Below are 13,480 nucleotides of genomic sequence, written 5' to 3'. Positions count from 1 at the left end.
TTTCAATAGAGAAGAAATGTGTCGCAGTTGATTACTAATATGGCAATACACGTCGGTGAAGTAACTTTAGAGGAAGTACAACATCAACTTCTCAGTGATTACCAGAAAGTTCGTGCAGAGACAGAGAATCTTGCGTTGCCGTTATCCCCGGAGGATATGCAGCTACAGTCTATGCCGGATGCCAGTCCTACCAAATGGCATTTAGCACATACGAGCTGGTTCTTTGAGACCTTTATCCTTGCCAACCGGTTGCGGGGATATCAAACGTTTAACCCACACTTCAACCACCTGTTCAACTCTTACTACAACAGTTTGGGTACCCCCTTTGCACGCCCTAACAGGGGGCTAATTTCGCGTCCAGATAGTGCCCAGGTTTATGAATATCGAAAGTTTATCGATGACTCCATGCACCGGTTGCTCAGTGAGTACCCGATTCCTGAAAATTTGGCCGCACTGGTCCAGCTGGGGTTGAATCATGAGCAGCAGCACCAGGAATTGATATTGACCGATATCAAGCATGCTCTATCAACTAATCCCATGGCACCAGCTTACCGGGATATGTTTCCTGAAGATGAAGACGGGGCACTGGAGCCACTCCGTTGGTTGAGCATACCCAAGGACTTCTATGGGATTGGGAGTAATGGCGATGCTTTCTGCTTTGATAATGAAGGGCCTGAGCATCAGCAGTTTATCGATGACTTTGTTATTGCCTCCCGACTGGTTACTAATAGGGAGTACCTTGAATTTATAGAGGATGGTGGCTATGAACAGCATCGTCTGTGGCTTTCGGATGGTTGGCTGCATTTGCAGAAAAATCAGCAAAAGCACCCATCCTATTGGCGGTTGAACAGTGATGGTTGGCATCAGTACTCCCTCTATGGGTTGCTACCCTTAAATCCAGCTGAGCCTGTCTGCCATCTTTCTTTCTATGAGGCAGATGCTTTCGCAACCTGGGCTGGAAAACGATTGCCTACTGAATTTGAATGGGAGGCAGCTGCTTGCCATTTACGCCAGCCGAATCAAATGGCATCAGCTAATTTTCTGGAAAAACGTCACTTTAGGCCATTGCAGGCGCAGCGGGGGCAAACGCAGTTCTTAGGGGATTTGTGGGAGTGGACTTCCAGCGCTTACTTACCTTATCGGGGCTTCAGAGCCCGGGAGGATGCAGTAGGGGAGTACAACGGAAAGTTTATGTGTAACCAAAAGGTTCTTCGCGGTGGATCTTTTGCAACCCCGGCTGACCATATTCGGATCAGTTACCGCAACTTCTTTTATCCACACCAGTCGTGGCAATTTACCGGTATCCGTTTGGCAGGAGACTAAATGTGAAAGCAGCCGTATCATCGATGCAGGAAAGTTCACAACAAGACCATGAATTTCTCAGTGATGTGTTACGGGGGTTGGCCGGAGATCAGAAAACACTACCGTGTAAATACCTATACGACGAACTTGGCTCTCAGTTGTTCGAGAAAATATGTGATGTAGATGATTATTATTTAACCCGTACTGAGGCTAAGATATTCAATCAGTATCTACCGGATATTGCTGAGGAAATTGGCCCAGGGGCGTTACTGGTGGAGCCCGGTGCAGGCAACTGCGAAAAAGTAGAGGGCCTACTGCATCTTTTAAAAAGCCCTAGCGGATACTATCCCATCGATATTTCCCCGGAGATTCTCTATCTGGCGGGGCAACGAATTAAAAAAGGCTTACCTCATATTTCTATCTGGCCGGAAGTAGGTGACTTTACTCAAGCCGAAGTATGGGACAATCTGTCGAATATTGAATCAAAAAAACGTGTGGTGTTTTTTCCTGGCTCGACAATTGGAAACTTTGAGCCGGATAGGGCGGAGCAATTGCTGGAGACGTTTGCGGCAAATTTGAGAGCGGGAGACGGCCTGCTTATCGGAACTGATTTAGTTAAAGATTCCGTTGTGCTGGAGAGGGCGTATCACGATAGTGAGCATATTACGGAGCAGTTTAACAAGAACCTCCTGCAACGAATTAACAGTGAGTTGGGAGGCAACTTTGATTTGTCATCTTTCTCTCATCGCGCCTTCTATCAGCCATTGCGACAACGCGTAGAAATGCATTTAGTTAGCCTCCGGGAACAAAGCGTCGCAATCGCTGGGGAACAAATCGTCTTTTCGGAAGGGGAGACTATTCATACCGAGAATAGCCATAAATATAAAGTGAGTAGTTTTAATACCCTGTTGATGAAAGGCGGCTTTAAGCCTGTTCGCCACTGGACTGATTCCTCTGAGTCTTATGCTATTCACTATGCCCAGGCTATCTAGGGAGGTTTTAGCTCTCCTTTTCTCACTGGTGATATTGACCGCACCAGTAAGTTTTGCTGGTACGGAGGAAAAAAAACAGTGGGATGCTGATAGTTTTATTGTGTATAAACACCCGCTTTGCTTTTGTTGTAACAAGTGGGTGGATTATCTACGGGGTAAAGACATTGCTGTATCTACCAGTTCTGAGCTGAATATGGCCAAAATTCGGCAGCAATGGGGTGTTCCTCGGGGGATGGAGGGTTGCCATACGGCGGTGTGGCACAACAAATATGTTTTTGAAGGCCATGTTCCCGTCAAACATATCCTGCAATTTATTTCCTCTCCTCCAGAGGATGGAATCGGTCTATTAGTACCCGGGATGCCCGTTGGTAGCCCAGGAATGGAAGTGGATGGAAAGTTTGAACCTTACAATATTTATCTGCTGCTGGAAGGGGGAGACTATCGCCCCTTTGTCCGAGTCGAGAAGCCCCAGAGTTAGCTCTTTTTTTTAGGTCTGTAGCGAGCTGTACCAAATAATATAGAGATAACTCGCTGCCACACTGATAACACTTACCGGCAACATCAATAAAAAGAACTGCCAGAAGTTAAATGGTTGCACACCAAATTTTTCCGCCTGCTGCAGCACTATTACATTGCTGGCTGCACTGATGATAAAGAGGTTACCGGCAACTGTAGATATGGCTGATAGCATCATAAGTGTTTGGGTATCGTGTTCATGTAGCAGATTCAGGTAGATTTCCACTACGGGAACATTGGAAAACAGTTGGCTGGCAAAAAAACTGACAAAAGTTACAGTTCCGGGTTCAGCCAGATTAATCCCGCTCTCGTGCAAAAAAAACTGTAGTGATCCGGACTTGAGTAGTGAGCCGGTCACTATAAACATGGAAATAAAGAAAAAGAGAGTGGGCCAGTCTACTTCTCTCAGTATTTTTCTTCTTTCATGACTTGCCAGATAAATGGGTGAGCAGGCGACCAAGCCTATTTGACCCAAGGTTGGGTGGTAAATACCTTCTACGTTATGAAGTACACTGCCTAATGCTATTAGAATTACCAGAAGGGCTGCCGACAATAGAGGTGGCCATTTTTGTGCTATCTCATTGTCCTCTCGAGGCTGAATGCCTACATTGTGACTGGGTTCGTCAACTTTAAGAAACCTTTTTAACCAAAGAATCGACAGCAGCATGGTGATTGCTGCCGGGATAAAGATCCACTCGGCAAATACCAGAAACATATTGTCAAACTGCCCTGCGTTGGCAATCAAGATATTTTGTGGGTTGCCGACAGGTGAGATCATGCTGCCGATCGTTACGGTGGCACAAAGTAAAATAAGTAGGGGTACAACACCCCAGTTCATATCCCGAGCCATCAATAGCGCGATGGGTACACCAATCACTGCTGCAGCATCATTGGTGAGAAGGGCTGCGCAGACGGCCATGATCAGGACATAGCTTGCCAGTATGGTATTGGGGTTTTTACGGGAGAGTATTCGCCTGCTGATTTGTGCTGAAATCCCTGTGTCGTATAGAGCGGATGCAATCGAAAATACAGAGAATAAGTAGAGGATTAAATCCCAATCTACAGCAAAGAATGCGTCTTTAAGTGTGATTTGCCTCAAGGCCAAAAGTGCTACTGCGCCAAGGGTCATGATGTGCCAGATACGAACGGCAGACGGTAGCCATTGGCGCACGGCTATTAGGATAAAGATGATTGCCGAGACGGTTAAGCTGATAGACATCTATCGTTATCCGAGTGTCGCTAGTCCCAACTGCTACTCTGGTTTTCAGCGTTGCTATTTTTCTGAGGCTCTATCCAGTGCAGCAGAGTGCCAACAAGGCCATTCATAAGAGTTTAAACAAACCTCTTCTCTTTACGAATTTCTTTGCTGGAGATGTGGTTGCGGGTTTGGGACCATACCTGGCTATTTACCTGCTCTCAGCCATGCACTGGAAGCCGGGAGATATTGGGGTTGTCCTGGCAATTGGCGGGGTAACCACTGTACTGCTGCAGACACCTGCTGGCGCATTTATCGATAGTACTCGCTTTAAGAGAGGGCTTATTGCCACTTGCGGGATCATTATCGGTATTGTTTCTATCACTATTGTGGAATTTACCAGCCACAAGCCATTGATTTATCTCTCCCAGGTTTTGATGGGAGGCGCAATTGCCTTCGTGGCTCCTTCTATTGCGGCAATCACACTCGGGGTTACCAGCGATAAAAATTTTACCTATCAAACCAGTGCCAACCAGGCCTCCAATCATGCGGGCAATGTCTTTGCTGCTGGGCTTGCAGCGATTCTTGCCCTGACTATTTCCGGGCAGGGGGTGTTCTGGTTGATGGCGGTTATGGGTGCCCTTATGGCGATCTCGGTAGCCTTTATTCCGGGAAAATCTATCGATCATATCCGTGCTCGGGGCGGAGAGCACAAGGATCTAGAGGGCAAAGCGCAGCCGTCAGGCTTCAAGTCACTGCTATCTGACCGGCGCCTGGTCGCTTTGGCTGTCAGCGTGTTTCTATTCCACTTTGGCAATGCTGCGATGTTGCCCTTGGTGAGTCAGAAACTGTCGATTAACTCGAATGCTGATATAGCTATTGCCTTTACGTCAGCTTGTATCATCGCCGCCCAGTTTATGATGATGCTGATGTCCTTTCTGTGTGCGGCCAAAGCGGATACCTGGGGGCGCAAGCTAATCTTCCTTATCGGTTTTTTTATCAATCCGGTACGGGCGCTGTTGTTTATGTCTACGGACAATCCGTACTTCCTGGTAGCAATTCAATCCCTGGATGGCGTGGCTAATGGTATATTTGGCGTCATTATTATTTTAATGTGTGCCGACCTGACACGTGGTACGGGCCGTTTCAATGTTACTCAGGGCGCTATGGCCGCCTTGGTGGGAATTGGTTCGGCATGTAGTAATTTTTCTGCGGAATATATTGTTCAGTATTTTGGCTATGGCGTTGCTTTTCTTACTTTGGGAGCTATTGCTCTGATCGCCGGTACATTTTTTCTGATTTTTGTCCCAGAAACGAAAGGGGCAACAATCCCTAAACCATCAGCAGGAAACTGATAGCCCCGGTTGTTTCGACTATTGATAGAAATCTATGGTTAATTCTTTTTCTCCAGCCCGAGGCCTTGGCAATCGACATATTCAGACCGTATTCAGTCGTTTTCACCGCGCCACCCCCTGGATTGAGACAGATTGCCGCTGGTACGAAACGCCTGATGGCGATCGCCTTTCTTTGCATTTTCCCAGGCCGCTACGCAATGATCCCGATTATCCTCTGGTATTGATACTTCACGGTTTGGGTGGTTCGGTTGAGTCGCCCTATGTGCAGGGGCTGATGGAAACTCTTCTGGCATACCATTACCAGGTCGCTGTAATGCATTTTCGAGGTTGTGGTGGTGTGCCTAACAAGTTGCCGAGGGCCTATCACAGTGGTGACACTGAAGATCCTCGCTGGCTGGTTAGTGAACTTAAGAAACAGTTTCCATTAATGACGATTGCCGTGGTTGGCTTCTCATTGGGCGGAAATGTTGTTCTGAAAATGTTAGGTGAAGATGGTGGCCGCGGGCAGGTAGCCGCTGGGATTGCTGTTTCGGCGCCAATGGACCTCCATGCCTGTAGTCGCTACATCAACACTGGTATATCCCACCTTTATGAGCGCCACCTGATTAGCGGGCTTCGTTTGAGCCTGCTTCATAAGGCGAAAGACCCACAGTTGGCTGCGGCCTTACCCGATCTCAATTGCAGTGAGGACTTTGTCGATTTCAGGCATTTCGACAATGCTTTCACTGCGCCGTTACATGGTTTTCGTGATGTGGATGAGTATTACACTCAGGCATCCAGCAAGCCTTTACTCAAAGATATTCGCACGCCGACTTTGATTATCAACGCCGTTGATGATCCTTTTATTTGTCCATCAGCGATCCCCGTAACCAGCGAAGTTAGTTCTGCTGTCGATTTGGCGGTGAGTGATCGAGGGGGGCATGTAGGGTTTATAGATGGGACGGTATGGAGCCCCAGTTATTGGTTGGAGAAAAAAATACCCTACTTTTTGGGGGCAGTCGTTGGGATTCCAAAGGGAGCCCGTTAGGGGGCTCCCATTTCCAGGCTCAGGGTTAACAGCACTGGGTACTCGATTGATCCGCTTCGGGAGTGTCGCTGGCAAATGGCATTTCCTTGCCGCAGCCGGGAAACAGGCCAAAGTGCCGTGAAAAATCGCCAATAAACTCGAAGTGGGGTGCGAGACGGGTCTCTGCGAGCATTCTCCAAGTATTACCGCACACAGGGAATACTCGTCCGGTCTCAATAATGTGGTGTCCATCGAGAACGAATTGATCGGCAGAGCCCGGTAGTGTGCCTTTGTAAATCACTGCTTGGCCGTAATCCTCACAGTCTTTTTCCAGTTGCGCTAATTTGAACAATCGATAAGTGGCGGAAAAAAATCGAATTGATCCACAGCGCTGGGCCAGGGTTGGGTTGGTGATAAGTAATGGCCGGCTCTCCACCAGGCGTGGATCGCGGAAGCCGCTGCCCTGAGCAATTTCCAGGAAGTCATTCCAGTAGAGTGCGCCCCCAAGACACTCGCCAAACAGCTCGGGGTCAGAGCTAATTGCGGGGGGAATGCGACGGTCGGCATAGACATCGGAGAAGTAAAATTCTCCCCCTTGTTTCAGCAGCCGGAACAAGCCTTTGAGTACAGCATCTTTGTCTGTGGAAAGGTTAACCACACAATTGGAAATGATCACATCAAAGCTTTCAGGCTCTAATTCCAGTTCCTCCAGCTTTTCGATGTAGCCGTGCAGGAAGCGGACATTGTCATAGCCAAACTTGTCGGCGTGATGGGCTTGGTGCTGCCTGGCCACAGCCAACTGCTCTTCCGTCATATCGACACCTACTACTTCACCTTTTGGGCCTACCAACTGGGAGAGCAAGTAAATATCCCGGCCTGAGCCACAGCCAAGATCCAGTACCCGGCAGCCTTCCAAAAGTGGAGGGCAGACAAGTCCGCAGCCGTAATAGCGGGATAGGACATCGGGATGAATATTGGACAGCAATGGTTTTAGCCACTCTGGCATATCGCTGGGATCACAACAGGCATTGGTCTTCAGGTCTGAAGAGTTCTTTAGTTGGCGTCCGTAGTAGTCCTGTACTAAATCGTGCATTGGCTCTTTACCTATTGCGGGGGTTAACCAAAAAGGCGCAGTTGCGCCGGTATTGGCGCTCTTTGTAATTTTGCTGAGGAAGTGTAACAAGTCTGCGGTTCCCGCGACTAAAAACCAGAGGAATCAGGGAAGAGTTGAGGAGTTAGAGGTTCTTCTGGCCAAAGGTTTCCGCTTTCGAAACTGATGCAGAGCTCTATACTGGCATGATATTTCACTCATTCTGACTCGAGAGGCGGGGAAAAGCAGAAAAGTCTCAATTGGCACAAAAATACCAGCATGATGCACTAGATATTTCAGAATCAGCAAAATTGCCTTTTGGCGCCAGTGGGAATTGGTTTGTAGAGAATCGCATTATTTTCGTTAATATCGACTCTCTCCGCTTCGATATTATGAGGGAACGTAATTGAGCGATCACCTAGCTCCCAGTGCTTCGACAGAGTCCGCCGAGGATTCCTTACAGAATTCGCAGTTCCTGGTGGATTTGCGCCAGCAGATGCTGCGTTTTGCCAGTTTGCAGTTGCAGGATACACAGCTGGCTGAGGATGCTGTTCAGGAAGCATTGATGGGTGCCCTAAAAAACTCGCGCAGCTTTTCCGGTCGCTCGGCTTTGAAGACCTGGGTCTTCGCCATTCTCAAGAACAAGATTGCCGACATATTGCGACAGAGACAGCGCTTCGTGGATGCGGATCAATTGGTTCGTGGGGATAGGGAAGAATATGATCACGATGAGCTGTTTGATCAGACGGGACACTGGCAGAAGGATGAAAAGCCCAAGCGCTGGGCTGATCCTGAGTCGGCAATCCACGACAAGCATTTCTGGCGGATCTTCGAGGCCTGTCTCAGCCATCTTCCCTCGCGCCAAGCGCAGATCTTTATGATGAGGGAATTTATTGAGCTGGAAAGCCATGAAATCTGTGCTGCCATGGAGATTACCGTTAGCAACTTAAATGTCACATTGCACAGGGCGCGCCTTCGCTTGCGCGAGTGTCTGGAAGATAACTGGTTTGGTGTGGAGAAGTGACAATGATGAAGACCTGCCGGGAAGCCACGAGGCTGATGTCTGAGTCCCAGGAGAGGGACCTGCTCATTTCCGAGAAGGCGAGCCTGAAGTTACATCTGGCGGTTTGCACACCTTGCCGCAATTTCGGCAAGCAGATGAAGACCCTCAGGCATATCACCAAATCTTATGCTCAGGGTGGCCCCGAGAAAGCTGACAACGAAAAATAGCATTTAGCACTTGGGGCCACTTATCCAATATTGGCGTTCCTAGCGGGGAGGGCGAACCGGGCGGTAGGCGATATGGCCACCGACAAAGTGCGGTTCATACCAGTAGGACCCGCAGTGCTCATAGGTAACGTTACCAACAGTTACTGCAACACAGCTGCGAGGCAACGTATATAACCACCCGCCGACACCTACGGCTGCTGCCGTACCCCAAAATGCTGGTCCCGGGTAGGGCCAGTAGTGGGGGCGCCAAGGGGGCGGTGGGTAGGGTGGATGATGGGGGTGAAATGGGGGGTGATTGGGAAAGCGCCTTGCAAACTCCCCCGGGGCATAGCCACCGTGGAAGCCTCCACCCATCGGACGCATCCCATTAAAATGTCCCCCAATATTGAAATGAGCCCCACCACCACCAAACCGACCAAAGGCTTCGGCTGAGGGACTGGCCAATGCAGTCAGTAGTGCCCCCGTGACCAGGGCAGGCACAACCAGTTGTGCAAGGAAACCCGTCTTTTGACCGTTGCGATGCATCATGGTGTGGCCTCCTTATTGGGTTCCGCCTTCTTAAACTGGATCTGCTTGAGCTTGTCGGTGGAAGGGGTAAATTGCCCGGCGGCACCAGGTTTGGCTTCCATCCATTTCAAGGTGGCAATAAAGCGCGGCTTGGCGGGGTCGCGGGTATTCACTGTTGAAATACGCAGGGGCAGGGGCTTGTCACCAGCCTTGATCCAGATTTCCCAGTCCAGGTTTTCAGAGCGAAATGCCCAGTGCTCGGTTTTTTGGCCGTCAACCATAGGCCGGTTTACCAGAAAGCCTTCTTTGATACCGGACCAAACATTTTCCTTCCTTCCCCATTCGAGGAGGTCGGCAAAAGGAATCTCAATGCCGTAATCCTTGGCGGCTTTGGTCAAAACTTCCGCTGTAGGCTGGGGTGCTTCCATTTCTGCGAAATAACCATCGCGGGGAGCAATCACGGTGAACTTGTCGCCATTGTGAATAAATTGACGGGTAATAGAATCTGTTTTCAGGTCTACACGCAGTTGCTTTGGTGGCATTGCCATATATTTGACGGTACCGCCAATCAGGAGCTTTTCCTGATTTTCCAGAACGACTTCTGTGAATATATCGGCGTTAAACATCATCATTTTGAGGCTGGCGAGGTAGTCACCCATTCGTTTCAAGGTTGCCATCGCCTTGGGGTCTAGGGGCTCGTTTGATTCCATGGCCCCCATTTGGCCTTGAGGAGGTTTGCCTTGCTGCATTTGCCCTGGTGGCTGGGGGGGATTGCTGTCATCGGTCGATTGAGTGGGGTGCCCTGGTGGCGGGGTTTGGCCTTGGGAGCCAGTGCTATCGGGTTGCGGGGGTGGAGTCGGGTTTTGAGCGACAATCGCAGGGGCTAATGCCACCGTCGCTGCAAGAATCAGCGCCCTAGCCAAGCCACCAAAGGGTTGAAAAGCAAGCATTTACCGGTACCTCCCAATACATAGCCATAGTTGTGGCATCTGAATCAGTGTAGAGGAGAACCTTCGCGCCTGCTGTTGCGTCAAATCGAGTATTGAAACGAGACTGGCTATCCAGAATTGCTGGTCAATAAGCTGTTGTTTTACAAAACTTTTGCCGTATTCAATTGAGGCTCTGGGTTATGTTTGCTAGAGTCGGTCCATTATTGATACTAGCCTGCTCCTATGAATGTGGTTCGTCTGTCATTTTTACTGATTGCGCTGCTGATTTTCCAGACAGCTGGCGCCTTCTATGACAGTCATGATGAGCTAGAAGATATCACCATCCACTTCTCTTCAAATCATATTGATCAACTCCCGGGGGTAGCTCCTACTGACGAGCCTGATGGGGGTTCCGTCACTTTCTCGCTGCCTTCCTCCGGTGAAGAGCAATCTACACCGACGTTGGATTTCTGTAATCACTGTTGCCATTGTCACGGAATTAATGCAACCGGGCTTTTGGGGCAGTCTTATCAACCTCTTCTTCGGGGCACTATCAGTTACAGTGACACAATTAGTGCAGCTGTGCCCTCAGGTTATTTTTCTCCACTTTTACGCCCACCTATAACCCAAGTCTGATTAGTTAAATACTGCGTGTGCCGCTATAGAAGTATGTAGCTTTTGCTCGCACACGATGATCGAGTTGTGACTTGGGAGAATTCCATGGATTTTTTTTCCACGCTCTCGCTGAGCGTGATTGGTCGTACATCCTTTAGATTTTTGTTGACGACCGCTCTACTTATGTCTGCGCAAGCTACCTCTGCGCAGAGGGGAGAAGTATTGACGTTGCCAGAGGCAATACAGAAAACTCTGGCACAAAATCCCCAGATTGCAGTTTTTCCACTCCAGCAATGGGCATTGGATGGTGCTGAGTTCACAGCCGGCCTACGTCCTGCATGGGATTTTGGTTTCGAAGCTGAGTATGCGGTATACGGAGATGATGGTTCATCAAGCTCAAGCTCAAGCTCAGGCTCCCCCGGCCGGCCCGGTCCGCCAAGTGACGACGATGATGATGATGACAAGGAACTTGAGCTGACTGCTTCTTTGTCATCAGTTATTGAGTTGGGGGGCAAACGCCAGGCTCGAATCGATGTTGTCAATGCTCAGCGGGACCTCTTAATTGCCGATGAGCAAGCGACAGCACTGGATGTCTTGGCCGAGGTGGTTCGTGGCTATGCGCAAGTACTCGCTGCCGCAGAATTACTGATTCTGGAAAAAGAGAAGGTCTCGCTGGCGCAAGAAGCGTTGGACGCTGTAACTACAAGGGTCAATGCTGCTGCGTCCCCCATAGCTGAACGCATGCGGGCTGAGTCTGCACTGGCGAATGCCATTTTGGCCGCCGAGGCACAGGAGCGAATGCTGAGCTACTACAAGTACGCACTATCCGCGCTGTGGGGGCAACCTACCCAGGACTTTGCAGTTGACTCCAGCGTGCTCTTCCGATTTGAGCCAAATGCCAGCTTTGATGTTCTGTACGAGCGGGCTCAGGAAAACCCTTCTATTGCCCGTTTTGCCTCTGAAGAGCGCTTGCGCGCATCTCACCTGCATCTGACACAAGCGAAGTCGACACCTGATATTGGTTGGTATGCAGGCTATCGGAACGACAAAGAAGATGATGAGAATGCTGTTGTTGTTGGCTTTAACGTGCCGCTTTTTACCGGGCGACGTAACCGGGGTAAAGAGATTTCTGCAATGGCTGAGCTGGAACAGGTTCAGTTGGATAGAGAGGCGGCATTGCTGAAGCTCTATCCCCAGCTTTTCTTGGCGGTAACGAGCCGTGAACAAGCGCTGGCCATTGTTGACGAAATGCAAAATACCGTTATTCCCACATTGCGTAAGGCGCTTTCTGAGGTTGACCGGGCCTATCGCCGGGGGCGCTATTCCTATGTTGAGTTGATCTCTGCCCGCGAGGAATTGCTCGATGCTGAGCGCTCGAGAATTGTGGCGGCACGCTCTGTTCATGTGTATGGAGCGGAAATTGAGAGGTTAACTGCCCGGCCATTGGGTGTCGTGGTTGTCGAGAGCAGTAGATGAAGTTGAGTTTAAAAATGAGCAGATTAAATAGAACTTTTAAGCTAGCGATGCTGTTCCTAATCCTTTTGGTACCTCAAGGGTGGGTGGCAAATTTTAGTTATGCCAGTGGCTCCCACGGTGGAGAGCATCATCAAGAAGAAAGTAAAGGGCCACATGGGGGCCGCCTCTTAGAGCAGGGGGATCTTGTGGTTGAGCTGGCTCTGGTAGAGCGGAGTGGTAAGGCTGAGTTTCGCGCATGGATTCAGGAAGACGGAAAAGCGCTGGACAATGCAGAATTGACCCTAACTCTGGTTCGACTTGGGGGTGAATCGCAACATATTGCCTTATACCGTGATGCAAATATTGATTACTGGCGCAGCCAAGAACATCTGGCTGAACCCCATTCATTCGACATTGAGCTCTCTTTGATTCACAAGCGAGGCCGTGCCAAATGGCAGTTTGAATCACATGAAGGAAGAGTAAAGATAGATGAAAGCACGGCGGAAAAGGCCGGCATTAAAACTGCGATAGCCGCACCGGGAGTTATTCAAGAGCGTATTACCCTTTACGGTAAAACTACTATCGATCATCGCAGCCTCAGTCATGTTCGTGCTCGTTATCCAGGCACCGTTGTCACGATTGAGAAAGCGTTGGGAGATTCAATACAGAAAGGAGAAAAGCTTGCAACAATTGAGTCCAATGACAGCTTGCAAACTTACTCCTTGATAGCGCCTATCAGCGGTCAGATTATCGATAAGCAGGCCAGTCGAGGGGAGTTTAGCGGTGACCGGGTACTGTTTACGATTGCGAACTACAAGCAAATATGGGCAGAGCTTCAAGTATTCCCCACTCGCCGGGGACAAATTGCTCGCGGACAAAAAGTTTCTATTACCGCCGATGGGCTCTCATTTGATTCGACAATTGTCAGCTTGGCACCGGGGGGCAATGGCACGCCTTTCGCAATAGCCCGCGCGATGATTGAGAATCCAGAGGAAATTTGGACAACAGACCTGATGGTTCAAGCTGATGTTGTCACCAATGAGAGTCCCGCGCCTTTAGTGGTGGAAAATCAAGCGCTACAACCCTTCCGCAATTGGACCGTTGTGTTTGTAAAAGTAGGGGATGCTTATGAGATTCGCCCACTGGAACTTGGGCGGACCGATGGCAGGGTTACAGAGGTATTAAGTGGACTCAACTCTGGAGACCGCTACGTCACTGAAAACAGTTACTTAATCAAGGCGGATATAGAGAAATCCGGCGCTGCTCACCACCATTAATTGAGGCCAGA

General features: G+C 49.5%; 14 protein-coding genes. 10 read left to right on the top strand and 4 right to left on the bottom strand.

Annotation, left to right across the window (positions count from 1 at the left end):
- Positions 1 to 18: 18 nt before the first annotated feature.
- The 3 genes from egtB (at position 19) to ACJJI8_RS19000 (ending at position 2,772) form a co-directional block, all read left to right on the top strand.
- A complete protein-coding gene (gene egtB / locus ACJJI8_RS19010) occupies positions 19 to 1,323 on the top strand; it encodes an ergothioneine biosynthesis protein EgtB (protein ID WP_444933380.1) in 1,305 nt (434 codons plus the stop codon).
- Between the two features lie 2 nt (positions 1,324 to 1,325).
- Positions 1,326 to 2,294 (top strand): L-histidine N(alpha)-methyltransferase, encoded by a 969-nt coding sequence (gene egtD / locus ACJJI8_RS19005; RefSeq protein WP_444933379.1) that lies wholly within the window; start codon positions 1,326 to 1,328, stop codon positions 2,292 to 2,294.
- A gap of 193 nt (positions 2,295 to 2,487) precedes the next feature.
- Complete coding sequence (locus tag ACJJI8_RS19000; RefSeq protein WP_444933378.1) at positions 2,488 to 2,772, top strand: DUF411 domain-containing protein; 285 nt, start codon at positions 2,488 to 2,490, stop codon at positions 2,770 to 2,772.
- A gap of 9 nt (positions 2,773 to 2,781) precedes the next feature.
- Here ACJJI8_RS19000 and ACJJI8_RS18995 read toward each other — a convergent pair whose 3' ends face one another.
- A complete protein-coding gene (locus ACJJI8_RS18995) occupies positions 2,782 to 4,029 on the bottom strand; it encodes an ArsB/NhaD family transporter (protein ID WP_444933377.1) in 1,248 nt (415 codons plus the stop codon).
- 77 nt (positions 4,030 to 4,106) lie between these two features.
- Between ACJJI8_RS18995 and ACJJI8_RS18990 the strand changes: the two genes are divergently transcribed.
- Together ACJJI8_RS18990 and ACJJI8_RS18985 are read left to right on the top strand one after the other, a co-directional pair.
- On the top strand, positions 4,107 to 5,360 hold the full coding sequence (locus ACJJI8_RS18990; protein ID WP_413662210.1) for an MFS transporter: 1,254 nt from the start codon (positions 4,107 to 4,109) through the stop codon (positions 5,358 to 5,360).
- A 34-nt stretch (positions 5,361 to 5,394) separates the two neighbouring features.
- Positions 5,395 to 6,387, top strand: a complete 993-nt coding sequence (locus ACJJI8_RS18985) for a hydrolase (RefSeq protein ID WP_444933376.1) — start codon at positions 5,395 to 5,397, stop codon at positions 6,385 to 6,387.
- A gap of 25 nt (positions 6,388 to 6,412) precedes the next feature.
- Here ACJJI8_RS18985 and ACJJI8_RS18980 read toward each other — a convergent pair whose 3' ends face one another.
- Positions 6,413 to 7,459: a methyltransferase domain-containing protein gene (locus ACJJI8_RS18980; RefSeq protein ID WP_444913969.1), complete on the bottom strand. Its 1,047-nt coding sequence runs from the start codon at positions 7,457 to 7,459 to the stop codon at positions 6,413 to 6,415.
- Between the two features lie 403 nt (positions 7,460 to 7,862).
- Here ACJJI8_RS18980 and ACJJI8_RS18975 point away from each other — a divergent pair, with 403 nt between their 5' ends.
- Positions 7,863 to 8,480, top strand: a complete 618-nt coding sequence (locus tag ACJJI8_RS18975) for an RNA polymerase factor sigma-70 (RefSeq protein ID WP_282933052.1) — start codon at positions 7,863 to 7,865, stop codon at positions 8,478 to 8,480.
- Positions 8,481 to 8,482: 2 nt separating this feature from the next.
- On the top strand, positions 8,483 to 8,686 hold the full coding sequence (locus tag ACJJI8_RS18970) for a zf-HC2 domain-containing protein (RefSeq protein WP_282933051.1): 204 nt from the start codon (positions 8,483 to 8,485) through the stop codon (positions 8,684 to 8,686).
- A gap of 39 nt (positions 8,687 to 8,725) precedes the next feature.
- Here ACJJI8_RS18970 and ACJJI8_RS18965 read toward each other — a convergent pair whose 3' ends face one another.
- Both ACJJI8_RS18965 and ACJJI8_RS18960 read right to left on the bottom strand, forming a co-directional pair.
- On the bottom strand, positions 8,726 to 9,214 hold the full coding sequence (locus ACJJI8_RS18965; RefSeq protein WP_413662207.1) for a hypothetical protein: 489 nt from the start codon (positions 9,212 to 9,214) through the stop codon (positions 8,726 to 8,728).
- On the bottom strand, positions 9,211 to 10,143 hold the full coding sequence (locus tag ACJJI8_RS18960) for a DUF2092 domain-containing protein (RefSeq protein WP_444908107.1): 933 nt from the start codon (positions 10,141 to 10,143) through the stop codon (positions 9,211 to 9,213). The genes ACJJI8_RS18965 and ACJJI8_RS18960 overlap by 4 nt, the downstream gene beginning before the upstream one ends.
- A 222-nt stretch (positions 10,144 to 10,365) precedes the next feature.
- Here ACJJI8_RS18960 and ACJJI8_RS18955 point away from each other — a divergent pair, with 222 nt between their 5' ends.
- From ACJJI8_RS18955 to ACJJI8_RS18945, 3 genes are all read left to right on the top strand, one after another.
- The gene (locus ACJJI8_RS18955; RefSeq protein WP_444908108.1) at positions 10,366 to 10,758 is read left to right on the top strand and encodes a hypothetical protein; all 393 of its coding nucleotides are present in this window, start codon (positions 10,366 to 10,368) and stop codon (positions 10,756 to 10,758) included.
- A gap of 84 nt (positions 10,759 to 10,842) precedes the next feature.
- Complete coding sequence (locus tag ACJJI8_RS18950; RefSeq protein WP_444933375.1) at positions 10,843 to 12,213, top strand: TolC family protein; 1,371 nt, start codon at positions 10,843 to 10,845, stop codon at positions 12,211 to 12,213.
- 14 nt (positions 12,214 to 12,227) lie between these two features.
- The gene (locus ACJJI8_RS18945) at positions 12,228 to 13,469 is read left to right on the top strand and encodes an efflux RND transporter periplasmic adaptor subunit (RefSeq protein ID WP_444933374.1); all 1,242 of its coding nucleotides are present in this window, start codon (positions 12,228 to 12,230) and stop codon (positions 13,467 to 13,469) included.
- The last annotated feature ends 11 nt before the right edge of the window (positions 13,470 to 13,480 follow it).

This window comes from Microbulbifer maximicatervae (SeqCode), assembly GCF_052467695.1.
This window is presented reverse-complemented; position numbering and strand designations above follow the sequence as displayed.